Origin of the sequence: Kribbella sp. CCNWLW201 (assembly GCF_037203805.1) — a bacterium.
In the GTDB taxonomy this organism is placed as follows: Bacteria; Actinomycetota; Actinomycetes; order Propionibacteriales; family Kribbellaceae; genus Kribbella.
Map to the genome: position 1 here is coordinate 86,135 of NZ_JBBCBQ010000006.1, position 20,964 is coordinate 107,098.

Below are 20,964 nucleotides of genomic sequence, written 5' to 3' on the forward strand. Positions count from 1 at the left end.
GCCGCGATGAACGACCGGACCCTGCTCGCACTGCTCTGCGGAGCGGTGGTCGGCGGCGCGCTCCTGCTGCTGGTCGTCGCCCTCCGCGGCACCTACCCGCGGCAGGCGACCCCGTCGATCTTCCACCACAGCAATGTCGACGGGCGCAAGAACCTGATCCGGCTCGGCGCCGGCATCGGCGTCGGTCTGCTGGTGCTGGTCGTGACCCGCTGGCTGGTGCTCGCGGTCGCACTCGGCCTGCTGGCCGCGCTCGCCGACCGCTTCTTCGGCGGCACCGGTGAGGAACGCCGCGCGATCGAACGGCTGGAGGCGCTGGCCACCTGGACCGAGGCACTGCGCGACACGATCGCCGGCGCAGTCGGTCTGGAGCAGGCGATCCCGGCCACCGCCGTGAACGCGGCGCCCGCGATCAAGCCCGGCCTGAACCTGCTGGTCGACCGGCTGCGCATCCGCGAACCGTTGCCTTCGGCACTGATGCGGTTCGCCGACGACCTGGACGACCCGTCCGCCGACCTGATCGTCGCCGCCCTGGTGCTGAACTCCCGGCTGCGTGGTCCGGGTCTGCGTGAAGTGCTGACCGCTCTCGCCGACTCGGCGCGCGAGGAACTCGACGTACGACGGAAGGTCGCGGCCGAACGGCGGTCGACCCGGCGCTCGGTCCAGGTGGTCGTGGCGATCACGCTGGTGGTCGCGGCAGCACTGGTCCTGTTCAACCCGACGTACGTCGCGCCGTACACCAGCTTCATCGGGCAGTTCGTGCTGTTCATCGTGATCACGTTGTATGCGCTCGGGCTGGTCTGGCTGCGGAAGCTGGCCAAGATCGAGGTCCCCGAGCGGTTCCTGATCGGCAGTAAGGACAAGCGGGCCAAGCGGGCCGGCGACGACCGGATGGAGGTGGTGGGCGGATGACGTGGGCTTTCATCACCGGTGGCCTGGTCGGCCTGGGCGTGTACCTGCTGGTGCGGATGTTCATCCGGCCGTCGACGAACGTGTTGTCGACCATTGCCCGGATCGACGCCGGGCGGGGTGGCTATGCGAACGCCGCGACGACGAGCGCGGCCGGGGAACGGGTGCTCGGCGGTTTCGACCGGGCTAAGGAGTCACTCGGCCGGCGGCTGGAGTTCGAGGCGAACGCGCGCGGCTGGGCGTTCGGCAGGTTGCGTCGCGACCTCGCGGTGATGAACCAGCCGTTCGCCGCGATGCTCGCCACCAAGGTGTTCTTCGCGCTCGGCGCGATGCTGTTCATCCCGATCGTGCTGTTCCTGTTCTCCGGGCTCGGGCTCACCGCACCCGGCGCGACCCCGGCGATCGTGACACTGGCCGCGATGACGTTCGCGTTCTTCCTGCCCGACCTGGCGTTGCGGCAGGAGGCGGAGGCGCGGCGGCGCGACTTCCGGCACGTGGTCGGCAGCTTCCTCGACCTGGTCGCGATGAACCTGGCCGGCGGCCGCGGCCTGCCGGAGGCGCTGATGACGGCGTCCACCATCGGCGACCACTGGGCGATGGCCAGGATCCGGCAGGCGCTGGCGAACGCCCGGCTGATCGGCATCACGCCGTGGGACGCGATGGCCCGGCTGGGCGAGGACCTCGGCGTCGAGGAACTGCGCGACCTCGCCTCGGCGTTGGCACTGGCCGGTGACGAGGGCGCGAAGATCCGGGCCTCGCTGCTGGCCCGGGCGGCGTCGCTGCGACGCAAGGAGCTCGCCGACGTCGAGGGCAAGGCGGGGGAGCGGTCCCAGTCGATGCTGGTCGCGCAGCTCGTCATGTGTGCCGCGTTCATGTTGTTCCTCGGTTTTCCCGCCGGAATCGCGATCCTCGGGAACTGATGGTGGGTAAGGGATCCAGCGGGCGAAACCGTCCGTCGTACAGGGCATACTGAGGCCCGCACGTGGCCTCATGACTGGGAAGGCATACGGATGACATCGGAACTGCAGTTCTGGCGCGCGATGGCCGGCTACGCGATCGCGCGGGCCCACACCCAACGGGCCCGGGCTCGGCAGGGACGGACCCAGCTCGGCGCCTCCGCGCTGGAGTGGGCCATCATCTCGGCCATCCTGGTCGCGGCCGCGCTGGCGATCGGCCTGGTCGTCCGCCGCGTCATCGACAAGCGCACCGGCGAGATCGAGAACGGCTGATCCTTGGTGTTCCGTCGAGGACGGCGGTCCGAGCGGGGTGCCACCTCGCTCGAGCTGGCCATCCTGGCACCGCTGATCCTGGCGCTGATCTTCATGTCGATCCAGACCGCCCTGTGGCTGTACGGGCGGTCGGTCGCGCTGAACGCGGCACAGGAAGGTGTTTCGCGCCTGCGGCTGGTTCAGCCGCCGGTCTACACGACCGGTGTCGGTGAGCAGGTCCGGGCCGACATCAAGGCGTACGCCGAGCAGCTCGGCGGCACGACGTTGCAAAACGCGGACGTCGAACCGCCGTCGTACAACAACCCGGAGGGCATGGTCTCGTTCACGGTGACCGGTGACACCGTCTCGCTCGTTCCCGGGCTGACGCTGCACGTGGAGCGGACCGCGACCGGGCCGATCGAGCAGTTCGAGGCCGACGACAAGTGAGTGAGGACATGGAGCGGAAGCTGGGGATCCGTCGTCCACCCCGCCATGCCCGTCCGGTGGTGCGATACGTCCGCACAGCGGGCCGGCACCGGAAGCCGACCGAGCAGGGCACGATGGCGCTCGAGCTGGCGGTGCTGGCGCCGATCCTGCTGATCCTGTTCATGTTCCTGCTCGCCTGCGGACGGTACTTCCAGACCTCGTCGCTGCTGGAGAGCGCCGCCCGCGACGGCGCCCGGTCGGCCAGCCAGGCCCGCTCGCTGGGGGAGGCCCAGGGGCGCGTCGACGACGCGGTGGACCGGACGATGAGCCAGGCCTTCAAGTCCTGCAAGGAGACCGCGAGCGGCACCATCACCACCGACTTCGCCGCCGGTACGCCGTTGTCCGTCGAGGTCACCTGCACGATCGACTACCGCGATCTCGGCCTGCTCGGGATCGGCGGCGACACCACGATCACCAAGCGGTTCAGCTCGTCGGTGGACCCCTACCGAGGGGTTCGCGATGGCTCCTGACCGCATCGTGGACTTCTTCCGGATCGATGCCCCCAGCAACCATCGACTGACGATCGGCCGCGGTGCGCTCAGCCCCGCGGTGGCGATCCTCGCGGTGATGATCTTCACCCTGGCCGGCCTGGTGATCGACGGCGGACGTCAGCTCGGCGCCAGGTCCCGCGCGGTCGGCTATGCCCAGGAGGCGGCCCGGGTCGGCGCCGCGAGCATCCAGCTGAACACCGCCGAGGCCAAGATCGACACCGCCAAGGCCGCGACCGCGATCGCCGCCTTCTGCGCCCAGGTGTCCTCCAACGACCCGGCCGTCACCTCCTGCGGGCCGACCAAACTGACCGAGGAACAGGTCGACATCACGGTCGCCATCAACAACAAGACGACCTTCCTCGGCCTGATCGGCAAACAGAACCTCAAGGCCAGCGGCATCGGCACCGCCCACGCCGAACAAGGCATCAAGAAGTCCGACGACAGCCCCACCATCCCGCCGATCGTGGTGGAGCGCACCACCGACGGTCCTGGCGCGCCGATCAGCACCGCGGTCCCGCCGACGCTCGACCTTCCGTGCCCGGAATGGACGATCGGCTCGCCGACGCCGACCTGGACGCTGGAGCCGTTGCCCTTCCCGGCGACCTGCACGCCGAGCATCACCCCGAGCCCCACAGGGCCGACCGAACCGACCGACCCGACCAACCCCACCGAACCGCCCGGTCCGCCGAACAGCAGCACCGCGCCACCCGGCGGGGGAGCGCCGGCCGGTGTGCAGCCGCCGCAGAACTCCCTCCCGCCGAGCCGCTAGAGCCCCGAAGGAATGTCACCCGTGCGAAGCCCCCTCCTTCCCTCAGCCGTCCTGGCCGGCGCCCTCGTCCTGACCGGCTGCGGCGGAGGCAACCCGAACGATGGTGGCCGCCCGGTCCCGGTGGACGATCCCGGCGGATCCAGCAGCACGACATCGAGCACACCGACCACCGGTGCCAGTACGCCGACCACGGTCCCCTCTCAGCCGAAGACCACGGCCACGACCGCGCCACGCAAGGTCCAAGTCACCGTCGTCGCCGGGAGCTACCGGTCGAACCCCGCCGTACAAGGGCTCGTGCAGAGCTACCCGCTGTACTTCCAGGCGCTGGTCGCCCGCGACGACACCATCCTGAAGAAGTCGTTCCCGTCGTTCTTCTACGCCGACACCTCGCAGGCGATTGTGGATGCCCAGCGCAACGGTTGGGTGATGCGGCCACCGGGCAGCGTGGTCGTTCTCGGCGTTCAGAGTCAGTCGGACGGCACCGTTCGGGTGAAGACGTGCCGATCGCAGACAACGCAGTACTGGGATCCGAAGGCGAAGCAGTGGACCGTGGTGGCGCCGCAGGGCTCACCGCAGGTCATCGACATGATCAAGACCGGCCTCGGCTGGTTGCCGTACCGGCTGGCGCCGTCGAAGGGTGTCAACTGCGCGCGGGTGAACTATCCGGCCTAGATCAGAAGGGGGCTGTGCACAGGGAGAATGGGCACATTCCGAAAAGGTGACGAGGCAGAGAGCAACGGGCATGATGCCCCTGGTCGAAGATAATCTGCGCCTAGACGAGTCTGGGGAGTGAGGATGCGGAACCGAGTGGGCCGTGGACTGCTGGTCCTGAGCGCCGTACTCGCCCTGCTGATGGCCGTCCCCGCTACGACGGCCGCCGCCGACACGATCCACAGCGGCAACAGGGTCTGCAGCATGTACGTCAACTCGATCGGCTTCGGTGCCTACTGCAGCTCCGGCAAGTACTACATTCCCGGTGACGGGCCACCTCCGCAGACCTGGCGGCAGAAGCTCAACGGCCGGCCGTTCATCCCGTGCCGCGACTTCGACATCCCGGACGGGATCCACCTGCCGCAGGCGCCGGAGGGCAAGAGCTGGGTGCTCCGGATCACGATCACCGACTACGACCTGAACACCTACAACGGCGGCGCCAACGCGCATCTGGAGCGCGCGTACGTCCCGGTGAACGAGGCCGAGCGCAACCAGTGCCCGTTCCCGGACTACATGGAGCAGTTCTGGTGGCGTTTCGAGAGCAACTATCCGCCGCCGGCGCTGCAGGTCAAGCCGACGTTCACGCCGCGGGTCAACGTGCCCGCCTACTTCTCGCTGACGGCCGAGAGCTCGCTCGTCCTCCAGAACGATCCCGCGAAGGGTGAACTGGACAGCGGGTTCTACGACCCCACGCACAACCTGACGATGCGGGGAATGGTCGTGAAGATGACGGTCGACCCCGGTGACGGGTCGAAACCGTTCACCTGCCTGATGGGCGCGACGCCGGTCGACGACGCGGACGGGTACGACGAGACCAAAGACCCGTTCAACCAGATGAGCACGTGCAAGCACACGTACCTGCGATCGAGCGCCTCCCAGCCCGACGGCATGTACACGGTGAAGCTGACGATCACCTGGGAGGTCTCGTACTGGGTCGGGCAGGGCGACGGCTGGCAGCCGATCGGCCAGGCGAACGTGCGCGCGGTACAGCGGTTGCCTGTGCAGGAAGTGCAGGCGATCGGTGGGTGATGGTGGGGGTCCGCTGTCGGACATGGAGGGACCACGATGGTGAAGGCGAATGAGCCGGTGCAGGCGGCGCGGTTGCCGCAGCAGCGGTCGGGGAGCCCGGGCGCGGACCGGCTGAAGGGCTTCGTCGCGCTGCTCGCGATCCTGGCGATCGTCGGCGGGGTCCCGTACGTCCTGCTGCGGTTCTTCGGTACGCCGTGGCCGGAGCAGCTGCCGAGCCGCGACGTCCTGTTCAGCGAGCTCAGCATCGAGACCGTCCTCGGCATCATCGCGGTCGTCATCTGGATCGCCTGGCTGCACTTCGTCATCTGCCTGATCGCGGAGGTGGTGGCTGAGATCCGCGGCCACGGTCTGTCGCCACGCGTTCCGCTCGGCGGTGGTTCGCAAAGTCTTGCCCGCCGCCTCATCTCCACCGTCGTACTGATCGGTGCTGCCGCCAGTGTCAGCCTGCCGGTCGCCAACGCCGTGACCACCTCGAACACCGGCTCGCCGACCGTGGCGACCGCGACGCACGGCGGCGACCAGGAGTCGCGTGACTCGTTCCGTCAGACCGAGAAGCGCAGTTCGGTGCTCAGCGGCAACCAGGGCACCACGACGCATACCGGCGTACGGACCAACAGCGACGACAAGGGCCAGGTGGTCAAGTACACCGAGGTCCGCCCGCCGCAGGGCCGGAACTACGACTGCCTGTGGGACATCGCCGAGCGGTATCTGGGTGAGGGTCGTCGGTACAAGGAGATCTACGAGCTCAACAAGAACAAACTGCAGCCCGACGGCCGCCGGCTGACGAACCCGGACCTGATCCTGCCGGGCTGGCAGGTCCGCCTGCCCGCCGACGCCAAGGGCGCCGGGGTACACACGGTCCGGGTCAAGATCGACCACAGCACGAGCACGGGCACGAAGACCACGCCATCGACCGGCACGAAGACCTCGACCGGCACCAAGACGGGCTCGGGTACGACGACCGGGACGAAGACGGAGCCGGGATCGGGCAGCCGTTGGTCCGAGCAGGGCACCGAAGCGGGCTCGTCGGTGAGCATCGGCAGCGCGACGCGGGACCCGGGTGGGAAGAACGTGAAGCCGGGCGAGCCGGGGATCTCAGTCGCCCCGCACGGTCCCGGTACGACGGAGTCCGCGCCGGGCGACCCGGCGGCCGGCGGCACCAAGGTGCCCGAGCCGGTTCCGGTCGCGGTCGAGGACGGCGGGTTCGATGCGACCCAGGCCGGGATCTACGGTTTCGGTGCCACCCTGCTCGCGGCCGGTCTCGCGCTGGCGCTGAAGCGGCGCCGGGGCTGGGCACAGGGGCCGGGTCCGAAGGCGGCCGGGCACCGGCAGACCGAGATCGGTCTGCGGCTCGCGGCCGACATTCCGACCGCTCAATTCGTCGACAACGCACTGCGGCAGCTCGGTGCCTCGATGACCCAGGCGAGCCGACCGATGCCGAAGGTCGTCGCCGCTCTGGTGACGGACCGCGCGCTGACGCTCGTGCTCGACCCGTACGAGGCCCAGACTCCGCCGCCCGGGCCGTGGCAGTCGATTGCCGACGGCACCCGGTGGACGCTCCGGCGGGCCTACGCGCCAACAGGTGAGGTCACCGCGCCGGCTCCGTACCCGACCCTGGTCACGATCGGGCGGAACGCGGACGGCGCGACCGTGCTGGTCGACCTGGACACCGCGAACGGGATCGTCAGCTTCGGCGGGGTGAACAACGCATCCCGCGACGTGGTCGGTTCGCTCGCGGTCGAGTTGGCGACCAACCTGTGGTCGCAGGGTGCGCACATCAGGATGGTCGGGTTCGGCGACGACCTGTCGGCGCTGGCGCCGAGCCGGCTGAGCTACTGGGTCCGGCTGGACGACGCGATCGCCGAGGTCAGCGGTCGGACGGATGCACAGGTGCAGGCGTGCGCCCGACGCGACCTGGGTTCGGTGGCCGAGGCCCGGATGGTCGATCCGGACGCTGCACTGTGGGGTGCGGAGATCATCGTGGTGTCCGCGCCGCCGTCGCCGGAGGAGCAGGACCAGCTGAACCGGCTGGCCGCGGACCACCGGCGCAGCATCTCCGTGGTCGTGGTCGGCGACGTGATCAGCGCGCCGTGGCGGTTCGTGGTGGACGAGAAGAACGAGGCCGTCTGCCGGCTGCTCGGCCTCGAGGTCGATGCCCACAGCATCGATCCGGCCCAGTTCGCCGACCTGGTCGCGCTGTTCGAGGCGGCCGAGTCCGACTCGCTGGACAAGCGCCGGGCCGAGCAGGACGTGCCGGCGTACGAGTTCGCCAGTACCGATCTGAGCAGGCCCGCGCCGGTCGAGGTGGACCTGCTCGGACCGGTCGAGGTGGACGCCCGCGGCAGCATCGACGAGGGCCGGATCCAGCTGTCGACCGAGATCATCGCGTTCCTGGCCAGCCAGGACTACGGCGTACACCCGAACGTACTGGCCGGCGCGATCTGGCCGCGCGGGATCAGTCAGGAGCTGCGGGACGCGGCGCTCGAGCACACTCGCCGCTGGGTCGGTGTCGACGCGATGTACGCCGACGAGTCCGGCCGCTGGATGCTGAACCGCAGTGTGGTCCGGGTCGACTGGGACGTGTTCCGGACGCTGGCCAAGCAGGCGACGATGATGGACGACCCGCGTGAGCCGCTGTCGACGGCCCTGGGTCTGGTGCACGGCCCGTCCTGGTCGAACCTGCCGGCCGGCCGGTACTCCTGGCTCGCCGCCTCGGGTATCGAGCGCCGGATGGCGGAGGCGGTCGTCGACGCCGCACTCAGGCTGGCGGATGCCTCACTCAGCCACAACGACGGCAACCTGGCCCGCACGGCCCTCCAGACCGGCCTCAGCTTCTCGCCGGCCTCGGAAGAACTCTGGCGAGCCACCCTCCGCCTGGCCTCCCACTTCGGCACCTCGGCCGACGTCACCAACGTCGCCACCCAGATGTACGCCGCCCTCACCCGCCACGGCGCCCCCCGAGGCCCCGAACCCGAAACCGACGCCCTGGTAGACGAACTCCTGCCCGGCTACCACCGCCCCGCCGCAGTCGCCTGACCCTCAAACGACCCGCCCTGTACGCCGCAACCACCGGAGTCCAGCGCGCTCCGTCGTACTGCGACAACCCCCCAACTCGATGGGCAACCCCCGAGTTGGGGGGTTGCCCACTGGGAATCTGAGGGGGCAACCCCCCAACTCAGGGGGCAGGGTTTGGTTAGAGCGTGTTGGCGGACCAGGTGTCGCAGGACTGCATGTCGCCGGAGTCCATGCCGGTTTTGAACCACTTCATGCGCTGCTCGGCGGTGCCGTGGCTGAAGCTTTCGGGGTTGACCTGGCCTTGCGTCTTCTCCTGGATGCGGTCGTCGCCGACCGATGCGGCGGCGTCCAGGCCTCGGCTGATGTCGTCCTCGGTGAGACCGCTGATGAAGGTGTCGCCGTCCTTGTCCGGGACGGTGGTCGCGTGGTTGGTCCAGATGCCGGCCAGGCAGTCCGCCTGGAGCTCTGAGCGGACCGCGTCGGACGTCGGCCCGTTGCGGGTCTTGATCCGGCCGAGGATGCCGTACAGGTTCTGGATGTGGTGCCCGTACTCGTGCGCAACGACGTACGCCTCGGCGAAGTTGCCACCCTTGGCGCCGAGCTCGGTCTGCAGCGTCTGGAAGAACCCGAGGTCCAGGTACACCCGCTTGTCGCCCGGGCAGTAGAACGGCCCGACCGCGCTGGTCGCCGGACCGCACGCGGTGCTGACCGAGCCGTCGAAGACCCGCATGGGTGCCCGGGTGTACTTCTTGCCCCGGCGCGGTAGCTCGGCCGACCAGAATCCCTCGATCGAGTTCTGGTAGAAGACGAACCGGCAGTCCGGGTTGTTCTGGATGTCCGTGCCCTTCTTGCACGAGTCAAGATTGCCGGCGGCGGTGTTCCGGACCGTCGGCTCCTCGCTACCGCCGCTGCCGCCGGGCAGGCCGCCGTTCAGCAACACGATGATCACGAGCAGGATGATGCCGCCGATCCCGCCACCGACCGGGATCATGCCGCCAGGCAGGAGTCCGCCGCCGCCTCCACCACTCCCACGGGTGTCCTCGACACCACTGGTGTCGAGATCCGCGTCCGGATTGAATTTCACCTGAGTCGTCGCGGGGTATCTCCGTTGTCCAGAGCGGGGAGGAACCGCGACTCCCTCCCTTCGGTCATCGGGGACTGTCCGTCCCGGCTGATTGGGTAGCTGGCGTGTCCCGATACCGCATCTACCCGTCTCCCGCGCACGCCCGGGCCGGCGGCCGGCGCAAGGACTGGGTCGAGAAGACCAGTACCTACCGCGCCCGCCGCTTCGACGTCATCCGGGTGGAAGACCTGCACATTACCCAGATGACCCGGCGGCCGAAAGCCAAACCCGATCCGGAACGACCAGGGAGATATCTGCCGAACCGCCGTCGTGCAAAGGCCGGGCTCAACCGCGGCATCCTCGGCAACGGCTGGGGGCTGCTCGTCCAGCGGCTGCAGCAGAAAGCTGCTGGTCGTGTCGAGAACATCAATCCTGCGGACACGTCGCTGACCTGCAGTGTCTGCGGGCACTGCGCACGCAGAGAGACGCCCGTACGGGTCTCGCTGAAGCGTGAACCTCAACACGCTGCCTCCGCGTAGTTGTTGGAATCCCTGTCCGCCAGATGGGGAGGACGTCAGAGCACTTACACTAGTCCTCGGTGCGGGGATTCCTGCCGTGTCGTGACGCAGTGCTGCCGACCCGCCACAGACCGACCCCGACCGCCCCTCGACCGCTAGGACGCCTGCCCCGCGATGATCACTGTCTCCAACCTCGAGGTCCGCGTGGGCGCCCGTCAGTTGCTCGCACCTGCCTCGTTCCGGGTCGGGCCGGGCGACAAGGTGGGCCTGGTCGGCCGGAACGGCGCCGGCAAGACCACACTGACCAAGATCCTGGCCGGTGAAGGCCTCCCGGCCAGCGGCTCGGTCAACTCCTCCGGCGAGATCGGCTACCTCCCGCAGGACCCGCGCACCGGCGATCTCGAAGTCTTGGCACGGGATCGGATCCTGTCCGCGCGTGGTCTGGACGAGGTCGTACGGCGGATGCGCAGCGCCGAGAAGTCGATGGCCAGCGCGGACGACAAGACCCGCGCGAAGGGTATGCGCCGGTACGAGCGGGCCGAGGCGGATCTGCATGCCGCCGGCGGGTACGCGGCCGAGGCGGAAGCGGCCCGGATCGCGGCGAACCTCGGACTGCCGGATCGGGTGCTCGGGCAACCATTGAGCACGCTGTCCGGTGGTCAGCGCCGTCGCGTCGAGCTGGCCCGCATCCTGTTCTCGCAGGCGGAGACGCTGCTGCTGGATGAGCCGACCAACCACCTGGACGCCGACTCGATCGTCTGGCTGCGCGACTTCCTCAAGTCGTACGCCGGTGGCGTGATCATGATCAGCCACGACGTGAACCTGCTCGAGGAGACCGTCACCCGGGTCTTCCACCTGGACGCGAACCGGGCCGAGATCGATGTGTACAACGTCGGCTGGAAGGCGTACCTGACCCAGCGGGAGACCGACGAGCGGCGCCGCAAGCGCGAGCGGGCGAACGCGGAGAAGAAGGCCGGCCAGCTGGTCGACCAGGCGAACAAGATGCGCGCCAAGGCGACCAAGGCGACCGCCGCGCAGCAGATGCTGCGGCGGGCCGAGCGGCTGATGTCCGAGCTCGAGGGTGAGCGGAAGAACGATCGCGTCGCCAAGATCGCGTTCCCGACGCCGGCGCCGTGCGGCAAGACGCCGTTGATGGCTCGCGAACTGTCCAAGTCGTACGGCTCGCTGGAGATCTTCACCGACGTCGACCTGGCGATCGACCGGGGCTCGCGCGTCGTCGTACTCGGACTGAACGGTGCCGGGAAGACCACGCTCCTGCGGGTGCTGTCCGGGATCGAGAAGTCGGACACCGGCGAGGTCATCGACGGGCACGGGCTCAAGCTCGGGTACTACGCCCAGGAGCACGAGACCCTGGACGTGAACCGGACCGTGCTGGAGAACATGAAGACCGCGGCACCGGAGCTCAACGAGACGCAGGCGCGGAGTGTGCTCGGCTCGTTCCTGTTCACTGGGGACGACGCGGACAAGCCGGCCCGGGTGCTGTCCGGTGGTGAGAAGACACGGCTCGCGCTCGCGACTCTGGTCGTGTCGGCGGCCAACGTGCTGCTGCTCGACGAGCCGACGAACAACCTGGACCCGGCCTCGCGGGCCGAGGTGCTGAACGCGATTCGCTCGTACACCGGCGCGATCGTGCTCGTCACCCACGACGAGGGTGCCGTCGAGGCGCTCGAGCCGGAGCGCGTCCTGCTCCTCCCGGACGGCGTCGAAGACCTCTGGTCGAAGGACTACGCGGACCTGGTCTCCCTGGCCTGAGTGGGTTTCTCCACAGGTGACATAGACCGCGCAGAAACGGGGTCTGTTTCGCGTATGTTCCTGGGCATGAAGGAACTTGGATTGCGGTTGACGGTGGACGGGCCGGTGGCGCGAGTCGTGCTGGACCGGCCGGAGGTGCGCAACGCACAGACTCCTGCGATGTGGCGGGCTTTGGCTGACTTCGGTACGACGCTGCCATCCGAGGTCCGGGTGGTCGTCGTGTCGGGGGAGGGGCCGTCGTTCTCGGCCGGGCTCGACCGGCGGCTCATCATGGGTGAGAACGTCGAGGGTGAGGAGCCGTTGCTCGCACTCGGGGCGAAGCCGGCTGCTGAGGTGTACGAGACGATCGCCGCTTTCCAGGCGGGGTTCTCGTGGTTGCGGCGGCCGGAGTTCGTGAGTATCGCTGCGGTGCAAGGGCATGCCGTCGGGGCCGGGTTCCAGTTGGCGTTGGCGTGTGATCTGCGGGTGGTGACGCCGGATGCCCGGTTCAGCATGCGGGAGCCTGCGCTCGGGCTGGTGCCGGATCTGGGTGGGACGCAGCCGCTGGTGCAGCTGGTCGGGTATTCGCGGGCGCTCGAGATCTGCGCGACGTCACGGTGGGTCGAGGCGGACGAGGCTAAGGAGCTTGGTCTGGCGAACATCGTCGTACCGGCCGAGGAGTTGGCCGGGACGGTGAAGGACCTGTCTGAGGCATTGCTGGCGCCGCTGCCGGGGGCGATCCGGGAGACGAAGGCGCTGCTGCTGGGTGCCGCGGATCGACCGTACGAGGAGCAGTTGAAGGCCGAGCGGGAGGCCCAGGAGCGTCGGTTGAAGGAACTGCTGGCGAGCTTCGGGTGAGTTGGTCGGCGAGGTAGCCAAGGAGGGCTAGGAGCAGGAGGGCGATGGCGTAGACGGCGAACTGGATGAGCAGGAGCACGCTTCATCGTCGCGAGACGCGATGGCGGTCGACAGTGGCAAGAATGCCGGTCTCCGATAGATTCTGGTCATGCATCGGGTAGCAGTCGTTGCCGCTGATCGCGTGGACAGCCTCGATCTCGCGATCCCGGGACAGGTGTTCGGAACCGCGTACTCGCAAGACACAGCGGACGGTGCGCTGTACGGCGCCCCGTTGTACGAGGTGATCGTGTGTGGCGAGCGGCCTGAGCTCGTCGTGACCGGTCGCGGGGGAGTGGAGCTGTTCCGGCTCACCGCGCCGTACGACCTGACCGCGGTCCGGACCGCTGACACCGTGATCGTGCCGGGCGCACGGACGGGCGCCGAACCTGCCGTCGAGGTGCTCGATGTCCTTCGCGAGGCGCACGACCGCGGTGCGCGGATCGCTTCGATCTGCGCTGGTGCGTTCATGCTGGCCGCGGCCGGGCTGCTCGACGGGCGGCGGGCGACAACGCACTGGACCTCCGCCGGGGCTCTGGCTGAGCGGTTCCCCGGGTGGAGGTCGACCCCAACGTGTTGTTCGTCGACAACGGCGACGTACTCACCTCAGCCGGGGCGGCGACCGGCCTCGACCTCTGCATCCACATGGTGCGCAGCGATTTCGGGGCCGCGGTCGCCGCCGACGTCGCCCGCCACGTCGTGATTCCACCGCAGCGCGACGGCGATCAGGCCCAGTTCATTGTTCACCGGGAACCAGCGGATGACAGTGGTTCGCTCGAGCCGACGATGCGGTGGTTGCGTGACCGGGTTGGGGAGCCGTTGACGCTGGCCGATATCGCACGGCATGCGGCGATGAGTCCGCGCAGCCTCAACCGGCGGTTCCGCGAGCAGACCGGGACGACGCCGCTGCAATGGCTCCTTACCCAGCGGGTGCGCCACGCCCAGGAACTGCTCGAAACCACAGCGCTGCCGGTCGAGGACATCGCCAGACACTGCGGTTTCGGCACCGCCATCAATCTCCGCCAGCACTTCACCCGGCGGCTGCACATGTCCCCACTCGCCTACCGCCGAGCCTTCCAGCCCCGCTGACCCGCAACCCCCGAGCCGCCGACCCCACTGAGCCGGCGGCCCCCCGAACCGGCAACCGCGCTGAGTCGGCAACCCGGCTGAGCCGGCGACCGCGCTGAGCCGCCGAGCCGCCGACCCCTGCTGAGCCGGCAGCCCCTTCCGAACCGGCAACCGCGCTAAGCCGGCGACCGCGCTGAGTCAGCAACCCGGCTGAGCCGGCCCACTTCGCTGAGCTGGCAACCCGGCTGAACCGTCGATCCCCGCTGAGCCGGCAACCCCTCCGAGCCGGCGACCGGGCTGGGCCGGCAACCCCGCTGGGCCGGCAACCGCGTTAGTGCCAGTTGCTGATTTGGATGTCGTTTGGGGAGGGGGCGCCCTTGCCTGTTTCTACGAGTTGCTTGAGGCTCATCAGGTAGGTGGCCCACTTGGTGCTGCAGTGGTACATGAACTCGACGGGCTCCTTCCACCCCTCGTGCCGGAACAGCACGATGGTGTAGTCGTCGGCCCGGGAGAGTTCGAAGCTGACGTGGGTCCCGATCCATTCCTCGGGGCCGTCGACGACCTCCCAGCGCACGAGCTCGCCCGGCCGGTTGTCCAGGACCACCATGTCGAACCCGCCGGGGATGAAGCGGAACTTGATCACCCCGCCGACCTTGTCGTCGCCCGTCGTGTCCTCGGTCCACCAAGCGGCCAAGCCGTCGATCGTGGTCAGGGCCTTGTAGACGTCGTCGCGCGACGCCGTGATTCCGATCCTGTGCAGGATGTCCACCATTTCGGTACCTCTTTCTCGTTCGAGCGCCCGCAAGCGGGCAGGGGTGATCGACGTCGCCACATCCGTGTGGTGACGGTGAAGTTGTTATGGAGTCAGCTCTGCCGACGTTGCTGGATGGCTTCGGACAGCCGCTTGATCCGCTGCAGCCGGCCGTCCCAGGCGTCCCGGACCGTCGACAGTTGGGCGACCGCCCGGGCGAGCTGGTCTTCGTCCACCCGGTACAGGCGTTCCCGTCCGGACGGCGTGACGTGGACCAGTCCGACCTTCTCGAGTACGGCGAGGTGCTTGGCGACCGCCTGTCGCGTGACCGGCAACCGGTCGCTCAAGGTGGTCGCCGTACCCCCGCCGTCGGCCAGCAGCAGGTCGAGCATCCGCCGCCGGGTTGGATCTCCCACCGCCGACCAGAGTTCGTCGTCGACGGTGGCACTCACGGCGTCGACACCAGCCGGTCGACGTACGGCGCGAGGCGGGGGAGGAAGTAATCCCAGCCGGTGATGTGGTCGCGGTAGTCCTCGTCAGACGTGGCCGACTCGTCGAATCCGGTCTCGGAGAACCGCAACAGCGTGCCCGCACCCGAGGGGATCAGCTCGAAGGTCGCCAGGAGCGAGTTGGCCGCGGTCGGGACGTCACCGGCGTCATACACCCACCGGAACGAGAACCGCTTGGGCGGCTCCGCCTCGACCACCGTGAGCGGGACGACCTTTGCCTCTCCGAACCGCACGACGCCGGTGGCACCCACGGTAGGCTCCAACTCCGCCTCGTCCGGCCACCACTCCCGAAGGTGCTCCGGCGTACTGATGACCTCGTAGACCACCTCGGGCGCGGCGTCGATGTGGATCTCCCGGTCGATGCGTCGCTGTTCCATCCCACGTCTCCTATCAATCCGCAACCTTTGGTTGCACATGACTGTACGACGCCTCGCCGCGATATGCAACCATTGGTTGCTCCACGCCGGGCCGGGAAGTTCGGAGTGAGACGAAGCGTTGTCAACGTTGATGAGAAGAGCAGGGGAGGGACCCGGATGTCAGGCATGAGGCCGATGGGCGGCGGCATGGGTATGGGCGCCTACGGCTGGCGCCGGCAGGACGAGTCGGTCGTGGGGCAGAAGCTGGCGAAAGGAACGCTGCGGCGGATCGCCCGGTTCGCCAAGCCGTTTCGGTGGCACATCACCCTGTTCCTGCTGCTGGTGATCGTCTCGGCCTTCCTGGTGATCGCCTCGCCGCTGTTGTTCAAGAAGATCGTCGACGACGGCATCATCAAGGGAAACGGCGGTCTGGTCACCGCGCTTGCCCTGGTGGTAGCCCTGCTCGCGGTGGTCGAGGCCGCTCTCGGCCTGATGCAGCGCTGGTTCTCGGCCCGGATCGGCGAGGGACTGATCTTCGACCTGCGGACCAAGGTGTTCGCGCACGTCCAGCAGATGCCGGTCGCATTCTTCACCCGGACCCAGACCGGCGCCCTCGTCTCCCGGCTGAACAACGATGTGATCGGTGCGCAGCAGGCGTTCACCTCGACGCTGTCCGGCGTGGTGTCGAACATCATCAGCCTGATCCTCGTGGTCGGCGCGATGCTGCTGTTGAGCTGGCAGTTGACCGTGGTGGCGATCCTGCTGCTGCCGGTGTTCTTGATCCCCGCTCGCATCCTGGGTCGCCGACTGGCCGCGATGACACGCGAGCAGATGCGGTTGAACGCGGACATGTCGACTGCGATGACCGAGCGGTTCAGCGTCGGCGGAGCGCTGCTGGTGACGCTGTTCGGCAAGCCCGAGCTCGAGAACCAGGGCTTCGGGGAGCGCGCCGGCCGGGTCCGAGATCTCGGCATCAGAATTGCGATGCTCGGCCGGGTCTTCTTCACTGCGCTGACTCTGGTCGCCGCGCTGGCCACGGCTCTCGTGTACGGCGTGGGCGGCAACCTCGCAGTCCGGGAGACGCTGACCGTCGGAACGCTGCTGGCGTTGGTCGCCCTGCTTGGCCGGCTGTACGGTCCGTTGACCGCACTGTCGAACGTGCGCGTCGACGTGATGACCGCGCTGGTGTCGTTCGAGCGAGTCTTCGAAGTGCTCGACCTGGAGCCGATGATCAAGGACGCGCCCGAGGCGAAGCCGTTGCCGGCCGAGGCCGCGAGTGTCGAGTTCGACCACGTCGCGTTCTCCTACCCGACCGCCGACCAGGTGTCGCTGGCGAGCCTGGAGTCCGTGGCAGTGCTGGACAAGCGAGTCTCCGCACAGGTCCTCGAGGACGTCAGCTTCGTCGTCCGTCCCGGTCAGATGGTCGCTCTGGTCGGGCCGTCCGGTGCCGGCAAGACGACCATCACCAACTTGGTCGCCAGGCTGTACGACGTCACCGGCGGTGCAGTCCGGGTCGGCGGCCACGACGTACGGGACGTGACGTTGCGGTCGTTGCATGACGCAATCGGCTACGTCACCCAGGACGCGCACATGTTCCACGACTCGATCCGGGCGAACCTCGGCTACGCGAAGCCGGATGCCACCGACGAGGAGATGATCGACGCGCTGAAGGCCGCGCAGATCTGGGAGCTGGTGTCGTCCCTGCCCGACGGTCTCGACACGGTCGTCGGAGACCGCGGTCACCGGTTGTCCGGCGGTGAACGCCAGCGGCTCGCGATCGCTCGGTTGTTGCTGAAGGCACCGCGCATCGTCGTACTGGATGAGGCGACCGCGCATCTGGACTCGGAGTCCGAGGTCGCCGTACAGCGGGCTCTGGACACGGCGCTGGAAGGGCGTACGTCGTTGGTGATCGCGCACCGGTTGTCGACGGTGCGCAACGCCGACCTGATCCTGGTCGTTGACCACGGCAACATCGTCGAACGCGGCACGCACGAGCAGTTGCTGGCGCTGGACGGCGAGTACGCCGACCTGTACCACACCCAGTTCACCGAGTCCGGTACTGCGGCCGGTGTCTAGGGCACGTCTCCCAATTCCCAGCACGCAGGGAATTGGGAGACGCACCCTAGGGGTACTTTGATCCTGACGCATCAGGGGAGGGAACCATGATCAAGCTGGCCTTGGTCCTCGCCGCCGGTTTCGCAGGCTTCAAACTCGCCTACCACTCCGAGGACGGCCGCCACTACGGCAAGCTCGGCGACAACAGGTTGCGAACCAGCCTGTCCCTGCTGATCGCAAGCCTCGTCGCCGGCGTCACCTACGCGGCGCTGCTACCGAACTAGGACGCAGACGCTTTCTGCGGGTCGTGTTCGAGCAGGTGCAGCACCGGGACTCGGAGGTGACGGCGTGCCGAGTTCGTCCAGTCCAGGTGGAAGAACTCCGCGACGACGTGCGGCCGGGTCAGGATGATGACCTCCTGCGCGTTCACCTGGTCGACAGTGGCGATCAGGGCGTCGATCGGGCGGTCGTGAGAGATACCGCCGTCGGCGGTCTGGTTCAGGTCGCGTAGCCGTTGCACGCTGCGCCCGGTGCAGCCCTTCGCCTCGGTGTCGATCGCCTTCTGCGCCTCGGCGAGGTCCTGGCGCTGAGTGGCCAGCCCCGGCCCGTAGAGGTCGGCGGTGCCGAGTGCGCTGATGGATGCCTCCACCCCGGCCTCGGCGTTGTGACACGGCACGAGCACGTGGTACTTGACCGGCTCCGGCATGTCCTGGTGCAGGTCCACGACGCGTTTCGCGTCCGGCTCGGTCAGTTCCTGTTCGACGAGCAGTACGACGTCGTACATCTCGGACCTCCGGTTCGTACCAGTCGGTATACCCCCATGATGCCCCTCCGAGGGCCGGTTGACGTCAACTGGATCGATTGAGTTGTCGTCGTCCGTACGTCCTGAGGGCCCGCAGCAGGTCGATCTCCCGGAAAGCGGGCCAATACAGGTCGCAGAAAGCGATTTCCGAGCGTGTCGTCTGCCAAAGCAGGAAGTCCGACATCCGCAGCTCACCACTCGTCCGGATGACCAGCTCCGGATCAGGTAGGTCCGGCAGGTACAGATGCCGCCGGATGTCGTCCTCGCTCAGCCCCGCCGCGACGTCCGCCAGCGACTGCCCGGACGCCGCCGCCTCGTCCAGCATCCCGCGTACGGCGTCCAGCACCACCCCGCCCGCTGTAGCCGATCGCGATCGTCAGATCACCCGCGTCCACCCGGTCCCGGGTCGCCTCCACCGCCTCCTTCAAGGCGCGAGCCGTTGACGACGGCAACAGGTCCAGCTGCCCTGCGACATGCAGTCGCCACCTGTGATCCCGTAGTACCGAGTCAGCGAGGACGGTCTCCGCGAGCCGCATCAGGTAGTCGACCTCGGCCGAGTCGCGCCGCCGGATGTTGTCCGCCGACGCCACCCACGCGGTGACACACCGGATCCCGGCCTCACCGCACCAGCTCAGGAACAGGTCCAAGTGCTCGGCCCCGAAGCGGTGTCCCATCCGAACGTCGTCGTACCCGGCCTCCCGTGCCCACCGCCGGTTCCCGTCCATCACGATCGCGACGTGCCGCGGCATCGGCAGTCCAGCCAACTGGCGACGCAGTACTCGCGTGTACAGCCGGTAGAGCGGGCGCATCAACTGGTAGCGCTCGTCAATACGTCGGCCAGGTCGAACTTGACCGGCTCCTCGAGTTGCTCGTAGGTGCAGGACTCCGGCGTACGGTCAGGGCGCCAGCGGACGAACTGCGCGGTGTGCCGGAATCGGATGCCCTCCATGTGGTCGTAGCGGACCTCGACCACCAACTCCGGCCGCAGCGGCGTGAACGACAGGTCCTTGCCTGCCTGCCACCGGCTGCCTTCCGCGTTGCGCGGCGTACGGACGCCTTCCTCCTGCTTCGCCCACGCCCACGGGTGGTCGTCGAAGGTGGTGACGAGCGGCTGCATCTCCGCGAAGAGCTCCTTGCGCCGCTCGAGCGGGAACGCGCCGATCACGCCGACGCTGGCCAGCGTGCCGTCCTCGTTGTAGAGACCGAGCAACAGTGAGCCGATCCGGTCCGGCCCGCTCTTGTGCACGCGGTACCCGGCGACCACGCAGTCTGCGGTGCGCTCCGGCTTCACCTTGAACATGACCCGCTTGTCCGGCTGGTAGATGCCGTCGAGCGGTTTCGCGATCAGCCCGTCGAGGCCGGCGCCCTCGAACTGCTCGAACCACTGCGCGGCGGTCGCATGGTCGGTGGTCGCCGGGGTGACGTGGATCGGCGCCTTGACGTCGGCGAGGGCTTCGAGGAGGGCGGTACGGCGTTCGCTGAACGGGCGTTCGGTGTAGTCGTCGTCACCGAGTGCAAGCAGGTCGAACGCGACGAACCGGGCCGGCGTCTTCTCCGACAGCATGTTCACCCGGCTCGCGGCGGGGTGGATCCGCTGCTGCAGCACCTCGAAGTCGAGCCGGTCGCCGGACTCGCCGATCACGATGATCTCGCCATCGATCGCGCACCGCTCCGGCAGGTTCGCCTTCACCGCCTCGACCAGCTCGGGGAAGTACCGGGTCATCGGCTTCTCGTTCCGGCTGCCGATTTCCACCTCGTCCCCGTCCCGGAAGATGATCGAGCGGAACCCGTCCCACTTCGGCTCATAGCTCAGCTCGCCGTGCGGGATCTCCTTGACAGGCTTCGCCAGCATGGGTTTCACCGGAGGCATGATCGGCAGTCGCATTCCGTCATTCAAGCACGCACCTTGAGAAGCCACCGACCGTTCCGGGGCCTGAAAAGTGGTTGGTGGCTTCTCAAGGTCGGGGGAGCGGAGGGTAGTGGACAGTGGCCCTGGGTGGCGCTGACAATGCGGAGATGACATCGGTGCCGGTGCAGGGGGCGCGTCCGTCGGACGCGGAGCGGGACCGGGCGCTGGCGATCCTGCGGGACGGCGCCGGGTCGGGGCGGTTGTCGCACGACACCTTCATCCGGCGGATGACTTTCGTCCTGCGGGCCCAGAGCCGTGGTGAACTGGCCGCAGCGACCCGCGATCTGCCCCGGAACGAACCTCGCGTGATCGCCTGGGCCCGCGAGCTGCTGGCCCGGGTTCCGCGGATCGTCGTCGTACCGCCGGCCGTTCAGCTTCCCGGCCTCGCGCTGCCGCCGCCCGGTTCGCCGACGGTCCGGATCGGCCGCGGTCCGGGGGCGACGCTGCGGATGGCGGATATCTCGGTGTCCCGGTTTCACGCCGAGCTCCGGCACGACGGCGACGGCTGGATGCTGCGCGACCTCGGCTCGATGAACGGCACCCACCTGAACGGCCTGCGGATCACCACCCCGGTCCGCGTCCGGGCCGGCGACCACGTCCGCTTCGGCGCCGTCGCCTACATCCTCACCTGGGCCGACTGAGGGGTTGCATCCTGTACTTGGGTACAGGTTT

Annotated in this window: 24 protein-coding genes and 1 pseudogene; 17 read left to right on the forward strand and 8 right to left on the reverse strand. The window is 68.3% G+C overall.

The window, feature by feature from the left end:
- Nucleotides 1-6: 6 nt before the first annotated feature.
- The 9 genes from V9K99_RS24460 (at nt 7) to V9K99_RS24500 (ending at nt 8,636) form a co-directional block, all read left to right on the forward strand.
- Complete coding sequence (locus tag V9K99_RS24460; RefSeq protein ID WP_337004171.1) at nt 7-909, forward strand: type II secretion system F family protein; 903 nt, start codon at nt 7-9, stop codon at nt 907-909.
- Nucleotides 906-1,826, forward strand: coding sequence for a type II secretion system F family protein (locus tag V9K99_RS24465; RefSeq protein WP_337004173.1), 921 nt, complete (start codon nt 906-908; stop codon nt 1,824-1,826). The genes V9K99_RS24460 and V9K99_RS24465 overlap by 4 nt, the downstream gene beginning before the upstream one ends.
- 90 nt (nt 1,827-1,916) lie before the next feature.
- Nucleotides 1,917-2,135 carry a hypothetical protein gene (locus V9K99_RS24470; protein ID WP_337004176.1) on the forward strand — a complete coding sequence of 73 codons (219 nt, stop codon included), beginning with the start codon at nt 1,917-1,919 and terminating at the stop codon, nt 2,133-2,135.
- A 6-nt stretch (nt 2,136-2,141) separates the two neighbouring features.
- Nucleotides 2,142-2,561 (forward strand): TadE/TadG family type IV pilus assembly protein, encoded by a 420-nt coding sequence (locus tag V9K99_RS24475; protein ID WP_337004178.1) that lies wholly within the window; start codon nt 2,142-2,144, stop codon nt 2,559-2,561.
- 8 nt (nt 2,562-2,569) lie between these two features.
- Nucleotides 2,570-3,070: a TadE/TadG family type IV pilus assembly protein gene (locus tag V9K99_RS24480; RefSeq protein WP_337004180.1), complete on the forward strand. Its 501-nt coding sequence runs from the start codon at nt 2,570-2,572 to the stop codon at nt 3,068-3,070.
- Nucleotides 3,060-3,860 carry a TadE/TadG family type IV pilus assembly protein gene (locus V9K99_RS24485; protein ID WP_337004182.1) on the forward strand — a complete coding sequence of 267 codons (801 nt, stop codon included), beginning with the start codon at nt 3,060-3,062 and terminating at the stop codon, nt 3,858-3,860. Before V9K99_RS24480 ends, V9K99_RS24485 begins: the two co-directional genes overlap by 11 nt.
- A gap of 21 nt (nt 3,861-3,881) precedes the next feature.
- Nucleotides 3,882-4,532: a hypothetical protein gene (locus tag V9K99_RS24490; RefSeq protein WP_337004184.1), complete on the forward strand. Its 651-nt coding sequence runs from the start codon at nt 3,882-3,884 to the stop codon at nt 4,530-4,532.
- Between the two features lie 123 nt (nt 4,533-4,655).
- Nucleotides 4,656-5,600 (forward strand): hypothetical protein, encoded by a 945-nt coding sequence (locus V9K99_RS24495; RefSeq protein WP_337004186.1) that lies wholly within the window; start codon nt 4,656-4,658, stop codon nt 5,598-5,600.
- Between the two features lie 36 nt (nt 5,601-5,636).
- The gene (locus tag V9K99_RS24500; RefSeq protein ID WP_337004188.1) at nt 5,637-8,636 is read left to right on the forward strand and encodes a hypothetical protein; all 3,000 of its coding nucleotides are present in this window, start codon (nt 5,637-5,639) and stop codon (nt 8,634-8,636) included.
- Nucleotides 8,637-8,793: 157 nt separating this feature from the next.
- On the opposite strand, the gene ypfJ is transcribed toward V9K99_RS24500, so the two are convergent.
- On the reverse strand, nt 8,794-9,699 hold the full coding sequence (gene ypfJ, locus V9K99_RS24505) for a KPN_02809 family neutral zinc metallopeptidase (protein WP_337004190.1): 906 nt from the start codon (nt 9,697-9,699) through the stop codon (nt 8,794-8,796).
- Between the two features lie 104 nt (nt 9,700-9,803).
- Between ypfJ and V9K99_RS24510 the strand changes: the two genes are divergently transcribed.
- The 5 genes and pseudogenes from V9K99_RS24510 (at nt 9,804) to V9K99_RS24530 (ending at nt 13,931) form a co-directional block, all read left to right on the forward strand.
- The gene (locus V9K99_RS24510) at nt 9,804-10,217 is read left to right on the forward strand and encodes a zinc ribbon domain-containing protein (RefSeq protein ID WP_337004192.1); all 414 of its coding nucleotides are present in this window, start codon (nt 9,804-9,806) and stop codon (nt 10,215-10,217) included.
- Nucleotides 10,218-10,370: 153 nt separating this feature from the next.
- On the forward strand, nt 10,371-11,969 hold the full coding sequence (abc-f, locus tag V9K99_RS24515; RefSeq protein WP_337004194.1) for a ribosomal protection-like ABC-F family protein: 1,599 nt from the start codon (nt 10,371-10,373) through the stop codon (nt 11,967-11,969).
- A 66-nt stretch (nt 11,970-12,035) separates the two neighbouring features.
- Nucleotides 12,036-12,806 carry an enoyl-CoA hydratase/isomerase family protein gene (locus V9K99_RS24520; RefSeq protein WP_337004196.1) on the forward strand — a complete coding sequence of 257 codons (771 nt, stop codon included), beginning with the start codon at nt 12,036-12,038 and terminating at the stop codon, nt 12,804-12,806.
- Nucleotides 12,807-12,954: 148 nt separating this feature from the next.
- A pseudogene (locus tag V9K99_RS24525) lies at nt 12,955-13,320 on the forward strand (DJ-1/PfpI family protein); the annotation flags it as partial.
- 77 nt (nt 13,321-13,397) lie between these two features.
- Nucleotides 13,398-13,931 carry a GlxA family transcriptional regulator gene (locus tag V9K99_RS24530; protein ID WP_337004198.1) on the forward strand — a complete coding sequence of 178 codons (534 nt, stop codon included), beginning with the start codon at nt 13,398-13,400 and terminating at the stop codon, nt 13,929-13,931.
- A gap of 310 nt (nt 13,932-14,241) precedes the next feature.
- Here the strand turns inward: V9K99_RS24530 and V9K99_RS24535 are convergent, their stop codons facing one another.
- The 3 genes from V9K99_RS24535 to V9K99_RS24545 all read right to left on the reverse strand — a co-directional run bounded on the left by V9K99_RS24535 (nt 14,242) and on the right by V9K99_RS24545 (nt 15,547).
- Nucleotides 14,242-14,682 (reverse strand): SRPBCC family protein, encoded by a 441-nt coding sequence (locus V9K99_RS24535; RefSeq protein WP_337004200.1) that lies wholly within the window; start codon nt 14,680-14,682, stop codon nt 14,242-14,244.
- A 92-nt stretch (nt 14,683-14,774) separates the two neighbouring features.
- Entirely contained in the window at nt 14,775-15,113 is a 339-nt protein-coding gene (locus V9K99_RS24540) for an ArsR/SmtB family transcription factor (protein WP_337004202.1), read from the reverse strand.
- Nucleotides 15,110-15,547 (reverse strand): SRPBCC domain-containing protein, encoded by a 438-nt coding sequence (locus tag V9K99_RS24545; RefSeq protein WP_337004204.1) that lies wholly within the window; start codon nt 15,545-15,547, stop codon nt 15,110-15,112. Before V9K99_RS24545 ends, V9K99_RS24540 begins: the two co-directional genes overlap by 4 nt.
- 156 nt (nt 15,548-15,703) lie before the next feature.
- Here V9K99_RS24545 and V9K99_RS24550 point away from each other — a divergent pair, with 156 nt between their 5' ends.
- Both V9K99_RS24550 and V9K99_RS24555 read left to right on the forward strand, forming a co-directional pair.
- Nucleotides 15,704-17,602: an ABC transporter ATP-binding protein gene (locus V9K99_RS24550; RefSeq protein WP_337004206.1), complete on the forward strand. Its 1,899-nt coding sequence runs from the start codon at nt 15,704-15,706 to the stop codon at nt 17,600-17,602.
- A gap of 86 nt (nt 17,603-17,688) precedes the next feature.
- The gene (locus V9K99_RS24555; RefSeq protein ID WP_337004208.1) at nt 17,689-17,865 is read left to right on the forward strand and encodes a hypothetical protein; all 177 of its coding nucleotides are present in this window, start codon (nt 17,689-17,691) and stop codon (nt 17,863-17,865) included.
- Here V9K99_RS24555 and V9K99_RS24560 read toward each other — a convergent pair.
- From V9K99_RS24560 to V9K99_RS24575, 4 genes are all read right to left on the reverse strand, one after another.
- Nucleotides 17,862-18,365, reverse strand: coding sequence for a hypothetical protein (locus tag V9K99_RS24560; protein ID WP_337004210.1), 504 nt, complete (start codon nt 18,363-18,365; stop codon nt 17,862-17,864). The genes V9K99_RS24555 and V9K99_RS24560 overlap by 4 nt on opposite strands.
- Nucleotides 18,366-18,429: 64 nt before the next feature.
- Entirely contained in the window at nt 18,430-18,708 is a 279-nt protein-coding gene (locus V9K99_RS24565; RefSeq protein WP_337004212.1) for an undecaprenyl diphosphate synthase family protein, read from the reverse strand.
- Nucleotides 18,605-19,192, reverse strand: coding sequence for an undecaprenyl diphosphate synthase family protein (locus tag V9K99_RS24570; protein WP_337004214.1), 588 nt, complete (start codon nt 19,190-19,192; stop codon nt 18,605-18,607). The genes V9K99_RS24565 and V9K99_RS24570 overlap by 104 nt, the downstream gene beginning before the upstream one ends.
- Nucleotides 19,192-20,268 (reverse strand): ATP-dependent DNA ligase, encoded by a 1,077-nt coding sequence (locus V9K99_RS24575; RefSeq protein ID WP_337004216.1) that lies wholly within the window; start codon nt 20,266-20,268, stop codon nt 19,192-19,194. The genes V9K99_RS24570 and V9K99_RS24575 overlap by 1 nt, the downstream gene beginning before the upstream one ends.
- A gap of 131 nt (nt 20,269-20,399) precedes the next feature.
- Between V9K99_RS24575 and V9K99_RS24580 the strand changes: the two genes are divergently transcribed.
- Entirely contained in the window at nt 20,400-20,933 is a 534-nt protein-coding gene (locus V9K99_RS24580) for a DUF1707 and FHA domain-containing protein (protein WP_337004218.1), read from the forward strand.
- Nucleotides 20,934-20,964: the final 31 nt, after the last annotated feature.

What these genes read in the sequence shown, in the direction of transcription:
- V9K99_RS24500 (WP_337004188.1), top strand. Translation starts at nt 5,637, where the DNA reads ATGGTGAAGGCGAATGAGCCGGTGCAGGCGGCGCGGTTGCCGCAGCAG.
- V9K99_RS24580 (WP_337004218.1), top strand. Translation starts at nt 20,400, where the DNA reads ATGACATCGGTGCCGGTGCAGGGGGCGCGTCCGTCGGACGCGGAGCGG.
- V9K99_RS24560 (WP_337004210.1), bottom strand. Translation starts at nt 18,365, where the DNA reads ATGTACGACGTCGTACTGCTCGTCGAACAGGAACTGACCGAGCCGGAC.
- V9K99_RS24465 (WP_337004173.1), top strand. Translation starts at nt 906, where the DNA reads ATGACGTGGGCTTTCATCACCGGTGGCCTGGTCGGCCTGGGCGTGTAC.
- V9K99_RS24480 (WP_337004180.1), top strand. Translation starts at nt 2,570, where the DNA reads ATGGAGCGGAAGCTGGGGATCCGTCGTCCACCCCGCCATGCCCGTCCG.
- V9K99_RS24565 (WP_337004212.1), bottom strand. Translation starts at nt 18,708, where the DNA reads ATGCTGGACGAGGCGGCGGCGTCCGGGCAGTCGCTGGCGGACGTCGCG.
- V9K99_RS24470 (WP_337004176.1), top strand. Translation starts at nt 1,917, where the DNA reads ATGACATCGGAACTGCAGTTCTGGCGCGCGATGGCCGGCTACGCGATC.
- V9K99_RS24545 (WP_337004204.1), bottom strand. Translation starts at nt 15,547, where the DNA reads ATGGAACAGCGACGCATCGACCGGGAGATCCACATCGACGCCGCGCCC.
- V9K99_RS24575 (WP_337004216.1), bottom strand. Translation starts at nt 20,268, where the DNA reads ATGCGACTGCCGATCATGCCTCCGGTGAAACCCATGCTGGCGAAGCCT.
- V9K99_RS24570 (WP_337004214.1), bottom strand. Translation starts at nt 19,192, where the DNA reads ATGCGCCCGCTCTACCGGCTGTACACGCGAGTACTGCGTCGCCAGTTG.
- V9K99_RS24550 (WP_337004206.1), top strand. Translation starts at nt 15,704, where the DNA reads ATGTCAGGCATGAGGCCGATGGGCGGCGGCATGGGTATGGGCGCCTAC.
- V9K99_RS24555 (WP_337004208.1), top strand. Translation starts at nt 17,689, where the DNA reads ATGATCAAGCTGGCCTTGGTCCTCGCCGCCGGTTTCGCAGGCTTCAAA.
- V9K99_RS24495 (WP_337004186.1), top strand. Translation starts at nt 4,656, where the DNA reads ATGCGGAACCGAGTGGGCCGTGGACTGCTGGTCCTGAGCGCCGTACTC.
- V9K99_RS24535 (WP_337004200.1), bottom strand. Translation starts at nt 14,682, where the DNA reads ATGGTGGACATCCTGCACAGGATCGGAATCACGGCGTCGCGCGACGAC.
- V9K99_RS24485 (WP_337004182.1), top strand. Translation starts at nt 3,060, where the DNA reads ATGGCTCCTGACCGCATCGTGGACTTCTTCCGGATCGATGCCCCCAGC.
- V9K99_RS24460 (WP_337004171.1), top strand. Translation starts at nt 7, where the DNA reads ATGAACGACCGGACCCTGCTCGCACTGCTCTGCGGAGCGGTGGTCGGC.
- abc-f (WP_337004194.1), top strand. Translation starts at nt 10,371, where the DNA reads ATGATCACTGTCTCCAACCTCGAGGTCCGCGTGGGCGCCCGTCAGTTG.
- V9K99_RS24520 (WP_337004196.1), top strand. Translation starts at nt 12,036, where the DNA reads ATGAAGGAACTTGGATTGCGGTTGACGGTGGACGGGCCGGTGGCGCGA.